12 protein-coding genes are annotated in these 15,675 nt (G+C 73.6%); 5 read left to right on the top strand and 7 right to left on the bottom strand.

Translation table 11 applies throughout. The features are described 5' to 3' along the window. Positions 1 to 3: 3 nt before the first annotated feature. The 3 genes from ACQP6G_RS12405 to ACQP6G_RS12395 form a co-directional block, all read right to left on the bottom strand. Complete coding sequence (locus tag ACQP6G_RS12405; protein ID WP_429764621.1) at positions 4 to 393, bottom strand: hypothetical protein; 390 nt, start codon at positions 391 to 393, stop codon at positions 4 to 6. Between the two features lie 171 nt (positions 394 to 564). Then, complete coding sequence (locus tag ACQP6G_RS12400; RefSeq protein WP_429764620.1) at positions 565 to 1,533, bottom strand: ABC transporter ATP-binding protein; 969 nt, start codon at positions 1,531 to 1,533, stop codon at positions 565 to 567. After that, positions 1,526 to 2,524, bottom strand: a complete 999-nt coding sequence (locus ACQP6G_RS12395) for an ABC transporter permease (RefSeq protein WP_429764619.1) — start codon at positions 2,522 to 2,524, stop codon at positions 1,526 to 1,528. Before ACQP6G_RS12395 ends, ACQP6G_RS12400 begins: the two co-directional genes overlap by 8 nt. Positions 2,525 to 2,698: 174 nt before the next feature. Between ACQP6G_RS12395 and ACQP6G_RS12390 the strand changes: the two genes are divergently transcribed. Next, positions 2,699 to 3,958 (top strand): CDP-glycerol glycerophosphotransferase family protein, encoded by a 1,260-nt coding sequence (locus ACQP6G_RS12390; RefSeq protein ID WP_429764618.1) that lies wholly within the window; start codon positions 2,699 to 2,701, stop codon positions 3,956 to 3,958. A 95-nt stretch (positions 3,959 to 4,053) separates the two neighbouring features. On the opposite strand, the gene ACQP6G_RS12385 is transcribed toward ACQP6G_RS12390, so the two are convergent. Genes ACQP6G_RS12385 through ACQP6G_RS12375 form a run of 3 tightly spaced genes read right to left on the bottom strand, consistent with a single transcriptional unit; the run spans position 4,054 to position 7,582 of the window. Then, positions 4,054 to 4,749 carry a phosphocholine cytidylyltransferase family protein gene (locus tag ACQP6G_RS12385; RefSeq protein ID WP_429764617.1) on the bottom strand — a complete coding sequence of 232 codons (696 nt, stop codon included), beginning with the start codon at positions 4,747 to 4,749 and terminating at the stop codon, positions 4,054 to 4,056. Next, on the bottom strand, positions 4,746 to 6,044 hold the full coding sequence (locus tag ACQP6G_RS12380; protein ID WP_429764616.1) for a CDP-glycerol glycerophosphotransferase family protein: 1,299 nt from the start codon (positions 6,042 to 6,044) through the stop codon (positions 4,746 to 4,748). Before ACQP6G_RS12380 ends, ACQP6G_RS12385 begins: the two co-directional genes overlap by 4 nt. 47 nt (positions 6,045 to 6,091) lie before the next feature. Next, complete coding sequence (locus ACQP6G_RS12375) at positions 6,092 to 7,582, bottom strand: glycosyltransferase (protein WP_429764615.1); 1,491 nt, start codon at positions 7,580 to 7,582, stop codon at positions 6,092 to 6,094. Between the two features lie 160 nt (positions 7,583 to 7,742). Between ACQP6G_RS12375 and ACQP6G_RS12370 the strand changes: the two genes are divergently transcribed. Beyond that, positions 7,743 to 10,208 (top strand): glycosyltransferase, encoded by a 2,466-nt coding sequence (locus tag ACQP6G_RS12370; RefSeq protein WP_429764614.1) that lies wholly within the window; start codon positions 7,743 to 7,745, stop codon positions 10,206 to 10,208. 88 nt (positions 10,209 to 10,296) lie between these two features. Then, positions 10,297 to 11,418 carry an acyltransferase family protein gene (locus tag ACQP6G_RS12365; RefSeq protein WP_429764613.1) on the top strand — a complete coding sequence of 374 codons (1,122 nt, stop codon included), beginning with the start codon at positions 10,297 to 10,299 and terminating at the stop codon, positions 11,416 to 11,418. A 1-nt stretch (position 11,419) separates the two neighbouring features. Here ACQP6G_RS12365 and ACQP6G_RS12360 read toward each other — a convergent pair whose 3' ends face one another. Further along, positions 11,420 to 12,280, bottom strand: coding sequence for a TylF/MycF/NovP-related O-methyltransferase (locus ACQP6G_RS12360; protein ID WP_429764612.1), 861 nt, complete (start codon positions 12,278 to 12,280; stop codon positions 11,420 to 11,422). Between the two features lie 124 nt (positions 12,281 to 12,404). On the opposite strand from ACQP6G_RS12360, the gene ACQP6G_RS12355 reads away from it, so the two are divergent. Continuing rightward, the gene (locus ACQP6G_RS12355) at positions 12,405 to 13,421 is read left to right on the top strand and encodes a hypothetical protein (protein ID WP_429764611.1); all 1,017 of its coding nucleotides are present in this window, start codon (positions 12,405 to 12,407) and stop codon (positions 13,419 to 13,421) included. A gap of 131 nt (positions 13,422 to 13,552) precedes the next feature. Continuing rightward, the gene (locus ACQP6G_RS12350; protein WP_429764610.1) at positions 13,553 to 15,664 is read left to right on the top strand and encodes an acyltransferase family protein; all 2,112 of its coding nucleotides are present in this window, start codon (positions 13,553 to 13,555) and stop codon (positions 15,662 to 15,664) included. The last annotated feature ends 11 nt before the right edge of the window (positions 15,665 to 15,675 follow it).

Genomic DNA, 15,675 nt, shown 5'->3' with positions numbered 1-15,675 from the left:
GTCCTAGAGGTCGACCGAGCCCGCGGCGGGGGTGCCGGCCGCGTCCCGCTCAGGCCGCGCGAGCTCGAACGCGATCCGTGCCGCCAGCCGCTCCGGGAGGTGCTCCTCGATCCGCTCGAGACGCGCGTTCACCAGGGCGATCTCGCGCTCCGTCGCCCGGCCCGCCGAGCGCGACGTCTCGGACTCCCTCCGTGCGCCGTTCTGCCCGAGCCGGTAGACGGCCGAGAGCACCTTGCGCAGGAAGAGCAGGACGATCGCCGTGCAGACCCCGACCGTGACCAGCACGGCGATGAGGCCCACCTGCACCGGGGCGAACAGGCACACGAGCACGGCGACGACCATGCACACCGCCATCAGGGCGACGGCGGCGAGCTGGCGAGGCGAAAAAGACATAGTGGAAGACACCTAGCATGCGGTGGGCTGTCGACGGTCGCTGGCGCGCCATCCCGGGTCGAGCGGCTCCGAACCGGACCGGCCGGGACCGATCGCGGCGGCAGGGGTCGCTCGCCGGCCCATGGTAACGGGTGGGTCGCGGGCCTCGCGGGAGGCCCGGTCCCTACGAGATCACGACGCGGCCTGCTTCTTGGGGCGCTGCTTCGAGCGCGCCCGCGGACCGACCCCGCCGGCGCGCGCGGACGACCGCGCCAGGCGGTGCGCGCGGACGAACTTGCGGTACTCGGCGAGCACCTCCTCCGTGCCGCCGTCCATGACCAGCTGCCCCTGGTGCACCCACAGCACGCGGGTGCACATCGCCTCGACCGTGCTGATCGAGTGGCTGACCAGGAAGATCGTGCCCGCGTTCTTGCGGACCTCGTCGATACGGGCCTTGGAGCGCGCCTTGAAGGCCGCGTCGCCGGTGGCCAGCGCCTCGTCGATCATCAGAATGTCGGGCGTCGCGGCCGAGGAGATCGCGAACCGCAGCCGGGCCCCCATGCCGGAGGAGTACGTCTTCATCGGCATGTAGACGAAGTCGCCGATGTCGGCGAACTCCACGACCTCGTCGAAGCGCTCCTCGACCTGCTTGGGGGTGAGGCCGAGGGCCAGGCCGCCGATCCAGATGTTCCGCTCGCCCGTGAGCTGCGGCATCAGGGCGGCGTTGACGCCCAGCAGCGCCGGCTCACCCGCCACGTACACCCCGCCCGACCGCGGCGGGATGAGGCCGGTGATGGCGCGCAGCAGCGTGCTCTTGCCGGAGCCGTTGATGCCGACGATGCCGATGGACTCCCCGTGCCGGGCGACGAAGGAGATGCCGCGCACGGCGTGCACCTCGCTCACCGCGCCCACGTGCTGCGACGTCGAGCTCACGAGGCGGCGCAGGAGGGAACGCTTGGGGGCCTTGGCCTCGCGCACGTTCTCGGCGCCCTTGGCGGCGACCTGCTTCGCCTTGCCGCCGAAGACGCGGTAGACGATGTGCAGGTCGTCGACGACGAGCACCGGGTCGCCGACCGTAGCGACCGGCTTCGGGCCCTCGAGGTCCTCGGGCTCGAACTCCTCGTCGAGGTCGACGTCCAGATGGAGATCCGACTCAGTCACGGCCGTACCGCTCCTCTCCGCGCCAAAAGACGATGAACCCGACCACGAACGTCACGACCGCCCAGCCGGCCGCCCACAGCCACATCCACGGGTCCTGCGGCATGGACGGCTCCTGCGTGAGGATCGAGCGCGCCACGTAGAGGAACACGCCGATCGGCTGGTACTCGAGGATCGCTCCGATGACGGGCTGCACCGCCTCCGGCAGACGGTAGACGTAGTGGGTGACCGGGAAGATCACGCCCGAGCCGTACATCACGAGGCGCAGCACGAAGCCGATGATGTTGTCCAGGTCGGGCGTGATCGCCACGGCCCGGGCGACGATGAACGCGACGCCGGTGTTGAACACCCACATCAGGGCCACGATGGCCGGCAGCAGCAGCCAGCTCCAGGTGATGTGCTCCATCGGGTACTTCGGGAGCAGGCCGCTGAGCAGCACGATCGCGCACATGACCACCAGGGCCGGCACGAGGGTGGTGAGCAGCGAGACGACCTGCGCGATGGGCAGCACGGCGCGCGGGAAGTGCAGCGACCGGATGAGGTTCGTCTTCTGCGCGATCGACCGCGACCCGGCGTGCACCGACTGCTCGAAGAACCGGTACAGGAAGGTCCCGATCACGATGAACGCGATCGCGTTCTCCAGGCCGCGGGTCGTGCCCAGCAGGATGCCGAAGATGAGGATGTAGACGGTCGCGTTGAGGATCGGGTTGAGGACGGCCCACAGCTGACCCAGGTAGTTGTTCTGGTTCTTGGAGTAGGCCGTCGCGGTGCCGAGGACGCGGATGAACGCCCAGCGGGAGGCGACGTCGCGGATGTACTTGCCCAGCGGCGGGCGCACGCCCATCTGCTGCAGCCCGAACTGCTCCGCGATCGCCCGTCGCTCCTGCGAGGTGGTGTCCGGCACGACCGGCTCCGGCGGGCGGAGCGGGTCACGACCGGGCTCCGGCTTCCCGCGGTCACCCGAGGCGGCGTCCGTGGTGGTGTCGGTGGTCACGTAACTTGCATACCCGTCTTCCGAGGTACGGCCAGCGGCTGCCGGGCCCTGTCGATAGTACAGCGATGAGGTGCGCGCCCTTCGCGCCGGCGCCCCCTCGGGGACGCCTCAGGGTGCCGTGGAATACTCGTCGCGCCACGGGAACCCGCCACCAGGAAGGCACGGATGTCGCACGTGACGCCACCGCAGCAGCCCACGATCACGGACCGCGCGCGCAAGCTTGCCGCACAGATCTTGCTGACCGCGGGATCGCGCGTCAAGCGGGTCGTGACCAGCACGATCGCCGGTGAGGAGCCCGAGCACTCCCCCGCGCTGGAGGGCCTGCCCCCGTTCCCCGTGGTGGCGTACTTCGCGGACACCCCGAACCAGGGGTACCAGCTGCGGCAGTGGCTGCCCGTGCTCGAGCGGGTCGCCGCGCAGCACCCCGTGGCGATCGTCACCCGGCACTGGGAGCTCACCGAGCAGCTCCGCGAGACCACCGACCTGCCCGTGCTCTTCGTCCGGCGCCTGGACGGTCTGCGCCGGCTCTACGAGCAGATCGACGTCAAGACGGTCGTCTACGTCAACAACGGCTGGCGCAACTTCCAGTCGCTCATCTACCAGCGGGCCCTGCACGTGCACGTCAACCACGGCGAGTCCGACAAGATCTCGATGGTCTCCAACCAGGCCAAGGCCTACGACCACGTGGTCGTCGCCGGCCAGGCCGCGATCGAGCGCCACCGGCGCGCCCTCATCAACTTCGACCTCGACACGCTGGTCGTGTGCGGCCGCCCTCAGCTCGACCTCGACGTGGCGCCGGCGCTCGCGCCGGCCGACGGTCGCCGGACCGTGCTCTACGCCCCCACCTGGTCCGGCGAGGACGACGCCAACAACTACACGTCCGTCGACCTGTACGGCACCGCGATCGTGCGCGCCCTCCTGGACCGCCCGGACGTCCGGCTCGTCTACAAGCCGCACCCCCGCGTGCTCACGGCCGAGGAACCGGCGGTCGCCCAGGCCCACGCCGAGATCGTGCGGCTCGTCACCGCCGCGCGGGAGGCCGGCGCCCCGCACGAGCTGCCGCTCGAGGCCGACATCCTCGGCCTCTTCGAGGACGCCGACCTGCTCGTCACCGACATCTCGTCCGTCGGCCTCGACTTCCTCTACCTGCGCCCCGACGTCCCGATCGTCCTCACCGACCGGCGCACCGACCGCGCCCGGATCGTCGCCGAGGCCCCCGTCGCGAGCGTCGTCGACATCGTGGACCGCGACACCGTGGGCGACGTCGGCACGCTCCTGGCGGCCAACCTCGCCCAGGACCCCCACCACGACGCCCGCGGGCGCGTGCGCGACCACTACTTCGGGTTCGCGCGGGGCGACAGCAGCCGACGCTTCCTGGAGTTCGTGACGGACTGCGTCGCGCGCCGGGACAGGCTGCTGTCCGGGCCGAGATAGAGAGGCTCCTCGCCGAGAGAGAGAGGGGACGGACCGATCATGGATCGGTCCGTCCCCTCTCTCTCGGCGAGGAGCCTCTCTATCTCGGCAGGTGCTCAGAGCTCCTGGTTCGCCCGCTCCAGGTCCTCGGCGAAGTCCACCTCGACCGCGTACAGGTCGGAGATGTCCACCGGCAGCACCTTCACGCCGTCGTGCGCGATGGCGAGCTCGAGGCCGCCCTCGAAGTACTCCTGGTCGTCGACCTCGTCGAGACGCTGCAGCAGCTTCGCCTTGTCCTGGGCCGCGACGTAGTTGATCCCCACGGCCTCGCCGAGCGCCCCGGCGCCGACCTTCTTCGACAGCTCGTTGATGTAACCGTCGTCGTCGACGGTGTACTTGACCTCCTCGTCACCGACGGAGGACGTGTTGACGCACACGAACGACCGGCCCTCGTCGATGAGGGGCTGCACGCGGCGCAGCACGTCCGGGTGGAAGACGACGTCGCCGTTCAGCCAGAGCACGCCGCGGTCCCCGGTGACCCGGAGCGCGCGGAGGAGGCTCTTGGACGTGTTCGTCTGGTCGTAGACCTCGTTGTAGGTGAACGCGACGTTCGGCGCGGCCTCGAGGATCATCTCGAGCTTGAAGCCGACGACGATCAGCACCTCGGCCTCACGGCCGTAGACGGAGCGGAGGTTGCCGAGCTGCTGGGCGAGGATCGTACGACCGTCGCGCAGCTCCGTCAGCGGCTTGGGGTGCGGCCGGCCGAGGCGGGTCCCCATGCCCGCCGCCAGGATCACTGTCTGGATACTCATCGCGTTCCTCTCTCGTTACCTGTCGGTGCGGCGCTCGGCGCGCCGTGGGCGTCGACCCGGGCGACCTCGCGGTCGCGGATCTCCATGAGGCGCTCGCACGCGGCGACGAACCGCTGCGTGGACGCGCCGGGGGCGGTGTCACCGAGGTAGTGCTCGCGCAGCGCGTGGCGCCGGTCGCGCGTCGGGTCCTCGGTGAGCTCGCGGTCCACCGTGGCCAGCACGTCGCCGAGGGCGGCGACGGGCAGCGACGGCGCGAGCTCCAGCAGCGGGCTCGCCGCAATGATCACGTCACCGACCGGCCGGGTCACGACGATCGGCTCGCCGGTGGCGAGCCAGTCCATCGCCACGCCGGAGACGTCGCAGACCAGGAGGTCGGCCGCCGCGAACGCCGGGGCGACGTCGCCGTGGGTGTCGGTGCCGTGGGCGGGGCCCTCGGCGGGCGCGGGCGCCGCCGCGAGGTACTCCCGGATCGCCTTGTCGGCCTCGCCGTACGCCGCGACGCGGACGCCGGTGAGCGGGTGCGGGCGGTAGAGCACGCGGTAGCGGCCCGAATCCACGAGGGCGCGCACGATCGTGAGCCCGTGCGTGGCCACCGTGCCGTACTCCGCGGACGGCTGGCCGCCCTCCCACGTGGGGGCGTACAGGACGGTGGGCAGGGGCCCGCGGGGCGTCCGCGCGCGCAGGCGCAGCTGGTCGTCGAGCTGCGGGCGGCCCACCGGCACGCACCGCGCGTGCGCGTCGTACAGGGTGCTGAACCGCGCCATGCGCTCGACGGCGGCCTGCCCGGCGACGAAGGAGAAGTCGTACGCCTTGGTCTGGTTCGACACCGTGACGAGCTTGTCGCTGTCCCCGTGCATCAGCGACGCGTGCACGAGCTGCCCGAAGCGCAGGCAGGTGAAGTTCTGCGGGTTGTGGTTGACGTACAGGGCGAGCTTCGTCGGCGACCGGCCGAGGACGTCGTCGAGGGTCGTGTAGTGCGCCACGGTGCGCACGTCCAGCCCGCTGTCGCGGCGGATCGCCCGCGCGGTGCGGGAGTCCTGGGTCACGACGACCACGGGGTGCTCGGCGTGCAGCGCGCGGAACGTGTCGTACCACTGCTCGATCTGGTAGAGCGCGTCGGGGGTGTCGGCGAAGTACACGAGCACCTCGTACGGCCACGAGGTGCCGAGGAGCTCCTGGTCCTCGCCCAGCCCGTCCGGCATGCCGCCGGGCAGCAGCCCGAGCCGACGGATCGCCTTGCCCCCCAGGGACCGGATCCGGCGGCGCCACGTGGCGCCGCGGGGTGTGGCGGTCAAGGCCCCTCCTCAGGGTGGATCTCAGGGTGGATGACGGTCTGGTCCGGTCAGCGACCGGCGCGTCGCAGCATACCGGCCACCCTCCGCGCGGCCCGGGACAGCGAGGATCGCCAGGGCTCCGCGCCGGCCGGCCGGGCGGCGGCCCGCGGAGACACCGGTCGACGACGGGCGACGTCCGCGAAGACCTCCGCCCACCGTCCGACGACCGCCCCGTCGGAGTACCGCTGGGCGGTCGCGACCGCGGCCTCGCGCATGCGGCGCACGGCGTCGTCGTCGAGCGACACGAAGCGCACGATCGCCGCCGCGAGCGCGTCGACGTCGCCGTCCGGCACGAGGAAGCCGTCGACGCCGTCGGTGATGATGTCGGCGGGGCCGTAGCGGACGTCGAACGCGATCGGCACGCACCCGCGCGCCATCGCCTCAGCGAACACCAGCGGCAGCCCTTCCGCCCTGCTGGTCAGCAGCAGGAACGAGGCGTCGGCCAGCCGGTCCGCCGCGCCCGGGACGTACCCGTGCAGCGTCACGCCAGGGACCTTCGCCGCACGGGGCTCGAGGCGGGCCCGCTCCGGCCCGTCGCCGTAGACGTCGAGGGTGAGCGGCAGGCCGCTGCGGACCTTCGCCCGGCGCAGCCCGGCGATCGCGTGGCCGACCCGCTTCCGGCGGCTGAGGCTGGCGAGCATCACCCCGCGGTAGCGGTCGGCGTGCACGGGCATCGCGCCGTCGGGCAGGTCGGTGCTGTTCGGCACCACGTACGTGTTGTCCCGCACGCCGACCCGGTCGTGGACGTCGCGCCGCTGGCCCTCCGTGAGGAGCACCACGGCGTCGTAGTCGCCCACGTGCTCGATCATCGGGGCGCGCGTCCCCGCGAGCGGCCCGTGCGCGTCCTCGGCCGCGGCGGCCAGGTGCGCCCCGTGCACCAGGTGCAGCGTGTAGATCCCCTTGATGTGCAGGCCGGCGAAGAACTTGGTCAGCGCCTTCGAGTCGACCACGAGGTACGTCGGCCGCTCGGACAGCACGGTGCCGACCCAGTGCCGGTACAGCGCCCACACGGTGGACCACCGGCGCCCCGGGCGCCCGTCGCTGGTGTAGAACCGCACCTCGCGACCGGCCGGGGTGCTCTCGTCCGCGGCGGCGAGGGAGCCGTCCGGCCGGAAGTGCAGGTGCCGCGTGGACTCCCCGTCCTTCTCCAGGCGCACCCGCTCCCCCGGAGCCCCGCGCGGGAGGTCCCGCGGAGCGGCGCCGGCGCGCGCCCCGACCTTCTCGTCCGGCATCGCGCGGACGTCGGCCCACAGGTTGTGCAGCGTGACTCCCGGCACGAGCTGGCCACGCTCCTCGAGGGCGGCACGGGCCTTGTCGACGTCGAGGGCCGGGTCGAAGGTGAGCACCCGCACCGGCACCCCGCCCTGGTCCACGAACGCCCGGGAGCGCCGGAGCAGGGCCGACGTCATCCCGCCGAAGTCGGCGGGGATCGACCAGGTCGCGGCGGCGTACGCCCCGTCGGGCAGGCGGGTCGTCGTCGGTCCGTGGCTGTGGGGCACCGGCCCATCGTAGGGTCTGAGGTTCGCCCGGTCCCGCACGCGGCACCCTCCCGGACACGGGGGTCGCCCGAGGGGTGGACGGGCGAGCCGAGGCCCCCGCAAATCCGAGTCGTCCGATGTAATATCGGCCGGCCCCGTCGACACCGAACCGGAAGCTCTGATGCCCTCTCGCCCGCTGCACCCTGCCACCCTGCTGCGCGGCGCCCGCCGCGCGCTGCGCGCCGCGCTCGGACGTCCGGAACCCTCCGGTCCGGAGGTCCTTGCCCGGACGCACCCCGTGGTGCACGAGGTCCGCGGCCTCCTGCACGCCAAGGACCAGAAGGGCGCGCAGTCGCGTGTCGACGAGGCCCTGGCCACGCCGGCTCCCGGCGCCGACGCGCTCGTCGCGGGCGGCCTCGTGGCGCACCGCCGCCACCTGCACGAGCGAGCGCTGGACCTCTTCGACCGCGCGGGCGACGACGCCCTGGCTGTCGCGCCCGTGCCCTACGTCGAGTCGCTCTTCCGCGTGGACCCGCAGCGCGGCCTCGCGCTCGTGCGGTCCTGGCTCGACGGCGCGTCGCCGGCACCCGCCGCCCGGACCTGGCACACCGCGCTGCGCTACGTCTTCGCGCACGGCGACGACACCCTGCGGCACGCCGTGCACGACCGGTTCGTCGCGGCGTACCGCGGGAACGAGAAGCAGTGGCCCGGGGGCGCCGCCGAGGTCGAGTGGCTCGAGCGCTGGCGCGGGGCAGAGCGCCACACCACCGCCCCGGCGCCCGGCGCCCGCGTGCCCTTCGCGGTCATGGACTACGTGCAGCCGGGCAAGGGGAAGTCGTCGCAGAACATCGGCGACCACGTGCAGACGCTGTCGTCCCTCGGGCACGTCGTGCGCCGGCAGAACCTGCGCTTCCACGGCGACGCAGAGCTGGTCGGCTTCGCCCAGGAGATGCAGGAGCGGGTGCGACCCGGGCTGCGCCTCGACGGCGAGGCCACCGACGTCGAGCTCTACCGCGTGGACCGCGACGGGTCGTCGTTCCAGTCGTTCCCGGAGGGCACCTGGCTGCTCGAGTTCGGCTGGCACTCCCACGACCTGGCGGGCACCGGCGTCTGGGACTTCCCGATGCACGAGAACCTCCGGCCGCTCTTCGTCTCGTTCCACTGCAACAAGCGCGGTCTGCTGACCCCGGAGGTGCTCGACTACCTGCGCGCCCACGGCCCGGTGGGCTGCCGCGACTGGACCACGGTCGACCTGCTGCTGTCGCTCGACGTCCCCGCGTTCTTCTCCGGCTGCCTCACGACCACCGTCAGCACGGTCTTCCCCGAGCTCGAGCAGCGTCCCGCGCCCGCCACCGTCTACGTGGACGCCGTGCGCGAGCCCGTGCCGGACGGGCAGGACAACGTCAAGCAGAGCTACCGCGAGGTGAAGGACCGCACCTTCGTGGAGAACATGCGCGAGGCGGTGCGGCTGCTCGAGTGGTACCGCACGTCGTTCACCCACGTCGTGACGAAGCGGCTGCACTGCTACCTGCCCACGACGTCGCTGGGGCTGGACGTCGACTTCCAGCCCGCGAACTTCGCCGACGTGCGCTTCAGCGGGCTGCACCCGCTCGACCACGACGGCTTCGAGGCCATCCGCACCGGCATGATCGCGCGGCTCGAACCGGTTCTCACGGCCGTCTTCGAGGGCCGCGACCCCGAGGCCGTGTACGCGCTGTGGCGCGAGACCGTCGCCCCCGAGGTGGAGGCCGCCCGCGCTCGGCACGTCGCGACGACGCCGCTGCCGGCGCTCCCCGTCGGTCCGGCGGAGGTGGCCGCTCCCACCGCGGTCACGGCCCCTGCCGTGGAGGGCGCCGTCGACGTGGTCCTCCTGCCCCGGCACAGCCAGCTCCCCCACGTGGGCGAGGCCGTGCGAGCGCTCGACGCGTCGGCGTCCGTGCCGCTGCGCGTCTGGCTCGTGGGACCGGGCGTCGGCCGGCTCAGCCTGCCCGAGCTCTCCGCGCGCACCTCCGTGCACCGGCTACCGACCTCGACGCTCGACCTCGAGACGCTCGGGCTGACGACGTCGCAGCGGGCGCACCACGTGCTGCTGCCGCACCTGCTGCCCGGCGTGGACCGCGCCGTGGTGCTGCCCGTCGACGCCGTCGTGCTGGGCGACGTCGCGGAGCTCGCCGCCGCCGACCTGGGCTCCACGGCCGTCGCGGCCAGGCACACCTCGCACGCCGACCCGAGCGGCTTCGGCCTGCTGTACCGGGCGGCCCGCCGCCTGGACGACGCACCGGCGACGGCCTACGACTTCTACCGCCGCATCCACGCCCGGCACGTGTTCGACTTCAACGCGTTCGACACGGGGGTCATGGTGCTCGACCTGGCGCGCCTGCGGGCGGACGGGTACGCGGCGGAGTCGCTCGCCGTCATGCGGGAGTTCCGGATCGACGCGCGCGAGGCCCTGCACCTGTACGTCGGCCCGCACCGCACCGAGCTCGACGCGGCCTGGGACCACGTGCCGACGCGCGACCTGCCGGACGCCCCGGCGCGGCTCGTGCACTGGGCCGACCCCGTCAAGCCGTGGGACGAGGCCTACGTCGCGCGCCAGGACCTGTGGCACGAGCGCGCGGCCAGGCCCGCGTCCCCTGCCGCTCGGTAACCGCGCGCCACCGGCTCGCGGACGGGCTCTCGTCCGAGCCCGTCCGCGATGATCGCCCCGGACACCCGACCGGGTATCGTCGCCGCCCATGATCTCCCCGACGACCACGTCCGCGCCGTCCGTCGGGAGCTCCGCCCCCGCCCGGGTGGGGCCCCGACCACGCCTCCGCGGGCTGGACGGGCTGCGGTTCCTGGCCGCGCTCCTCGTGCTCGGCTACCACTACACGGGGATCGGCATGCCGCACTGGGGTGCCGCGCCGGCCGACGTCTTCCCCGGGCTCAACCAGGTCACCCGGTACGGGTTCCTCGGCGTCCAGCTGTTCTTCATGATCAGCGGGTTCGTCATCCTGATGACGGCGTACGGCCGACCGGTCACCACCTTCGCCGCGTCGCGCGTCGCACGCCTGTTCCCCGCCTACTGGGCCGCCGTCGTGCTGACGGTGATGCTGCACCTCGTGTGGCACGACGGGCGGGACGCCTCGGCGGTGGACTCGCTGCTCAACCTCACGATGATCCAGAACGCCTGGGACGCCACCGACGTGCAGGGCCCGTTCTGGACCCTCTGGTTCGAGATGCTCTTCTACCTGATCGTGGGGGCGTTCATCCTCGTGGGGATCACCCGGCGCCGGGTGATCGCCCTCGCGGTCCTGTGGCCGCTCGTCGCGCAGCTCGCCAGGGCGAACGACGCCGACCTGCTGAACACGGTGCTGATCCCGTCCTACGCGCCCTACTTCGCCGTGGGCATGCTGCTCTTCCTCGTCTACCGCGACGGCGGCGACCTCGCGGTGTGGCTCGCCATCGCCCTGACGAGCGTGCTGTGCGTGCGCCAGGCGTACCACTACGCCGGCCGGGCCTCCGAGCTGGTGGGCGCGCCCGTCTCGGCGGTCGTCTGCGCCGCCGCGGTGATCGCGATGGTGGGGCTCGTCTGGGCGCTCAGCGCAGGGCCGCTGCGGCACGTCGACTGGCGGGTGCTCTCGACGCTCGGCGCGCTCACCTACCCGCTGTACCTGGTGCACGGCCAGTTCGGGTTCGCCGTGATCGACGTGCTCCACGACGACGCGTCCCGCTGGGTGGTGCTGGGGATCGCGACCGCGCTCTCCCTGGCCCTCGCGGCGGTGCTGCACCACCTCGTGGAGAACCGCGTGCACGACCGCCTGCGCCAGGGCGTCCGGTCCGGCCTCGAGAAGACCTTCGACACCGCACGGCGCTGACTCACACGGTGCGCACCAGGTGGAGGCGCGCGTGCATCTCGCGCACCAGCCCGTACCTCGTGCCCTCGCGGGCGAGGAACTCGTCGACCGCCTTGCGGCACCCCGACCAGGCGAAGTAGTCGTCGACGACGAGCCTGCCCGAGGGGACGAGGCGGGGCACCACGCGCTCCAGGCAGGTGCGTGTCGACGCGTACCAGTCGCCGTCCAGGTGCGCGACGGCGACCGGCTCGTCGCCGGTCAGGGTGTCCTCGAACAGCCCCCGGACCAGCGTCACGCCCGAGCTGTCGACGGGCAGGCCGTGCCGGGCGAACGAGTCCCGCACCTCGCTGTACAGGTCGTCGCGGTAGCCGTAGTAGGTCTCCCCGCCACGACCCTTCGCGCGACCCTCGACGATCGTGGCGTACCGGGCGTGGACGTCCTCGCCGTCCTCCTGCGTGGGCGGCGGGATGAGGCCGAAGACGTCGTGGACGAAGAGCCGGCGCCCCGGCGCCTTGGCCTCCGCCATCACGATGGCCGACCCCCCGCGGGCCGTGCCGCACTCCAGCAGCACGCCGGGCAGGTCCCGCGCCTCGGCCTCGAGCACGGCCTGCGCGAGGTCGTGCAGCGGGCGGGCGCCGAGCAGGGTCAGGTGCTCGGCGCGCACCGCGCGCGCGACGGCACCGACCTGATCGGGCAGGTCGTCGAGCAGGCCCGCCTCCAGCTCGCGGACCCGCCTGCGCAGCCGGCGCACCTCGGCACGGCGCGCGTCCAGCTCCGCGCGCAGCGCGGCGGTGTCCTCGTCGTGCCCGGCTCGGTCCGTCCCCGAACGTCCGCCCCGGCGCAGCGCGGCCACGAACCGGTCTCGCACGCTCCGTCCGGACATGCGTCCATCGAACCTCAGGAAACGTCGGACGGCCACGGGGCGGTCCCCGCACGACCACCGAGCGTTCATCCCCCGGCCACGCCGACGTCCCCTGCACGTCGCCCGCCCCGGTGACAGTGGAGACGTGACCGCGTTCGTCGAGTCCCCGCTCCAGCTGCTGTCCGCCGTCGAGGCCCACGCCGCCGGGCACGCAGGCGCACGTACTCGGGTGCTGGCGCGCGCCGACGTGCCCGCCCTCACCGGCGACGTGGACGCCGTGCGCGCCCTCGGCCTGCCCCCCGGCCTGGACGTCGACCTGGCACCCGCGCCGCGGCGCCTGCCGCACGACGTCGTGGTGGTCGGGGACCCGTTCGCCGGCACGTTCCAGTCCGCGCTGGTCCGGGCGCTGCGGCCGCCGCAGCGGATCATCGTCGTGGACGACGGGCTCGGCATCCTCGACCTCGCCCACCGCCTGACGTCGGGCAGCTCGCTGGTGCGGATCGGCGCCCCGCCCGGGTCGCTGCGCTTCGGGCTCGGCGCGCTGGCGGCGCTCCGGATGCGTCGCGTCGCCGAGGACGGCGGGCTGAGCCTGAGCACCGCCCTCCCGCTCGACCCGGACCTGCGCGCCTGGCTGCGCCTGCTGGGCATCGACGTGCTCGAGCACGCCTTCGGGTGGCTGCGGGGCCGGCCCGCGGCCGACGCGCCGGCGGAGCCGACGGTGGTGCTCGGGTCGGCGCTGGCGGCGGACGGGTTGCTGCACCCCGACCGGTACGTGGCCTGGGTGCGCGGCGTCGCCGCCGACGGACCCGTCCGGTACGTGCCGCACCGTCGCCACGACCCGCGGATCTCGGCACTCCTCGAGCAGGCGCCAGGGATCGAGGTGGACGCACCCGGAGCGCCGGTGGAGATCCGGCTGCGCGGCCTGCGTCCCGGCCAGCGCGTGGTCACGCTGCCCTCCGCCGCCGCCCTCACGCTCTCGCGGCTGCTCGTGCCGCGCGGCGTGGCCGTCGTTCCGCACGCGGTGCCCGACGCCTGGTGGACCGACCGCGCGACGCCGGAGCTGCGTCATCGCCTCCGTGCGGCGCACGAGCTCGCGGCGCTCGCCGCGGCCTCCCCCGTCGCAGGACCGTCCCTGCGCGAGGTGCGGGCCCCCGCTTCCTGACCCGCCGGACCGGGTGGGCGCGTCGGGCCGTGAGCCGGCGGTCACGAGCGCGAGCCGGTTTGCCCTGGGCAGCGGGTTCATGGTTAGCCTGACCGGCCCTCCGCTCCCGATCTCCACGGTGAACCCTCCGCATGACGACGCTCGTCCGCGACCGCACGTCCGGCACGCCCGCCGCCCCGGACGGCGGCGCCCGCCGCCCGCCGCGGACCTTCCGCCCGGAGATCCAGGCGCTGCGCGCGCTGGCCGTGGCCCTGGTCGTGCTCTACCACTTCTGGCCGGGCCGGCTGCCGGGCGGCTACGTGGGCGTCGACGTCTTCTTCGTCATCTCCGGCTTCCTCATCACGGGCCATCTGCTGCGCGAGGCGGAGTCCACGGGCCGGGTCCGGCTGGCGCGGTTCTGGGCGCGCCGGGCGCGCCGCCTGCTGCCAGCCGCCTACGTCGTCCTCGCCGCGACCGTCGTCGCGACGCTGCTGTTCGCGCCGCAGTCCCTGTGGCAGCAGTGGTTCCGCGAGACGCTCGGCGCCACGCTCTACGTCGAGAACTGGGTGCTGGCCGGCGACGCGGTCGACTACCTGGCTGCCGACGGCGACCCGTCGCCGGTCCAGCACTACTGGTCGCTGTCGACCGAGGAGCAGTTCTACCTCGTGTGGCCGCTGCTCGTCGTGCTCGGGACCGCCGTCGCCGCCCGGCAGGCCGGGACCCTGCGCCGCACGACGACGCTCCTCCTCGGCGCCGCCACCGCCGCCTCGTTCGCGTACTCGCTGTGGTTGACGACGGCGAACCCCGCCCCCGCCTACTTCGCCACCACGACCCGCGCCTGGCAGTTCGGCGCCGGCGCGCTGCTGGCGCTGTGGCTCGCCCGCCCGGGCTTGCGGCCGACGACGGACGGCGTGCGCACCGCGCTGAGCTGGGCCGGCCTGGCCGTCCTCGCCGGCTGCGCCCTCGCGTACACCGACTCGACGCCCTTCCCCGGCACGGCGGCGCTCGTGCCCGTGCTCGGCACGGTCGCCGTCATCGCCGCCGGTGCGCCGGCGGGGCGCCTCTCCCCCACGCCGCTGTTCGCCTGGCGTCCCGTGCAGCAGACCGGCGAGATCTCCTACGCGCTGTACCTGTGGCACTGGCCCGCGATCGTCCTCGCCCCGTTCGTGCTGGGGCGCGAGGCGGGCCTGCTCGAGCGGGTGACGCTGCTGGCCGGCGTCGTGCTGCTGGCCGCGGCGACCAAGCGCTGGGTGGAGGACCCGGCGCGCTTCACGGAGCGCTGGGGGCTGCAGCGCCCGCGCCGCGCCCTCGGCGTCACCGCGGCCGCGACCGCCGCGCTCGCCCTCGTCGCGGGGGGCGGCGTCGCCGTGGCGCAGCACCGCGCGCAGGAGCAGGCGGCGATCGCCGCCCGGGTCGTCGCCGACCCGCCGTCGTGCTTCGGCGCCGAGGAGATGGACCCCGAGCACCCCTGCGACAACCCCGCCCTCGACGACGTCGTCGTCCCCGCGCCCGTCGCCGTCGCGGACGACGTCGCCGGCCCCCGGGACTGCTTCGTCGACGTCGACGGGACCGCGCTGGCGGACTGCACGTTCGGCCCCGTCGACGACCCCGACGTGCCGCACGTCGTCCTGGTCGGCGACTCGCACGCCCGTGCGCTGCTGCCCGCGTTCCGTCAGCTCGCCGCCGAGGGGCGCGTCAGCGTCACCGCTCACCTGAAGAACTCGTGCGCCTGGACGACCGGACCGGTCGACGCCGACGGCGAGCGCGTCCGCACCTGCGAGGAGTGGCGGGACAAGCTCGAGACGTGGCTGGAGCGGCACGCCGGGTCGACGGACGCGGTCGTGACCACGGGGTCCCTCAAGTTCCTCTCGGGCACGCCGGACCGGCAGGCGTCCGACCTCGCCGCCGCGTGGCGTCCCGTCGCCGAGCGGGGTGTCCCCGTCGTCGCCCTCTCGGACAACCCGCAGCACGACGAGGAGCCGTCGCAGTGCCTCGACGGCGGCCTGGCCGCCGACCCCACCCGCTGCGACCTGCCCGAGGACCAGGCGTTCCCCGACCCGCAGGTGTTCGAGGAGGCCACCGAGGAGGTGCCCGGCGCCTCGTACGTCGACCTCACTCCGCTCTACTGCCGCGACGACACCTGCCCCGCCGTCATCGGCGGCGTCAACGTGTACCGCGACACGCACCACCTCACGGCCACGTACACGCGCACCATGACGCCCTACCTCGAGCGCGAGCTGCGCGACGTCGGCCTCCGCGTCTGACCGACCCGCCG

The sequence above is a fragment of the Isoptericola nanjingensis genome, assembly GCF_050311635.1.
Lineage (GTDB): Bacteria > Actinomycetota > Actinomycetes > Actinomycetales > Cellulomonadaceae > Isoptericola > Isoptericola nanjingensis.
This window is presented reverse-complemented; position numbering and strand designations above follow the sequence as displayed.

Bases quoted from the DNA above. Each gene is read 5' to 3' on its own strand.
- ACQP6G_RS12365 (WP_429764613.1), top strand. From the start codon at position 10,297: ATGATCTCCCCGACGACCACGTCCGCGCCGTCCGTCGGGAGCTCCGCC.
- ACQP6G_RS12385 (WP_429764617.1), bottom strand. From the start codon at position 4,749: ATGAGTATCCAGACAGTGATCCTGGCGGCGGGCATGGGGACCCGCCTC.
- ACQP6G_RS12370 (WP_429764614.1), top strand. From the start codon at position 7,743: ATGCCCTCTCGCCCGCTGCACCCTGCCACCCTGCTGCGCGGCGCCCGC.
- ACQP6G_RS12405 (WP_429764621.1), bottom strand. From the start codon at position 393: ATGTCTTTTTCGCCTCGCCAGCTCGCCGCCGTCGCCCTGATGGCGGTG.
- ACQP6G_RS12350 (WP_429764610.1), top strand. From the start codon at position 13,553: ATGACGACGCTCGTCCGCGACCGCACGTCCGGCACGCCCGCCGCCCCG.
- ACQP6G_RS12360 (WP_429764612.1), bottom strand. From the start codon at position 12,280: ATGTCCGGACGGAGCGTGCGAGACCGGTTCGTGGCCGCGCTGCGCCGG.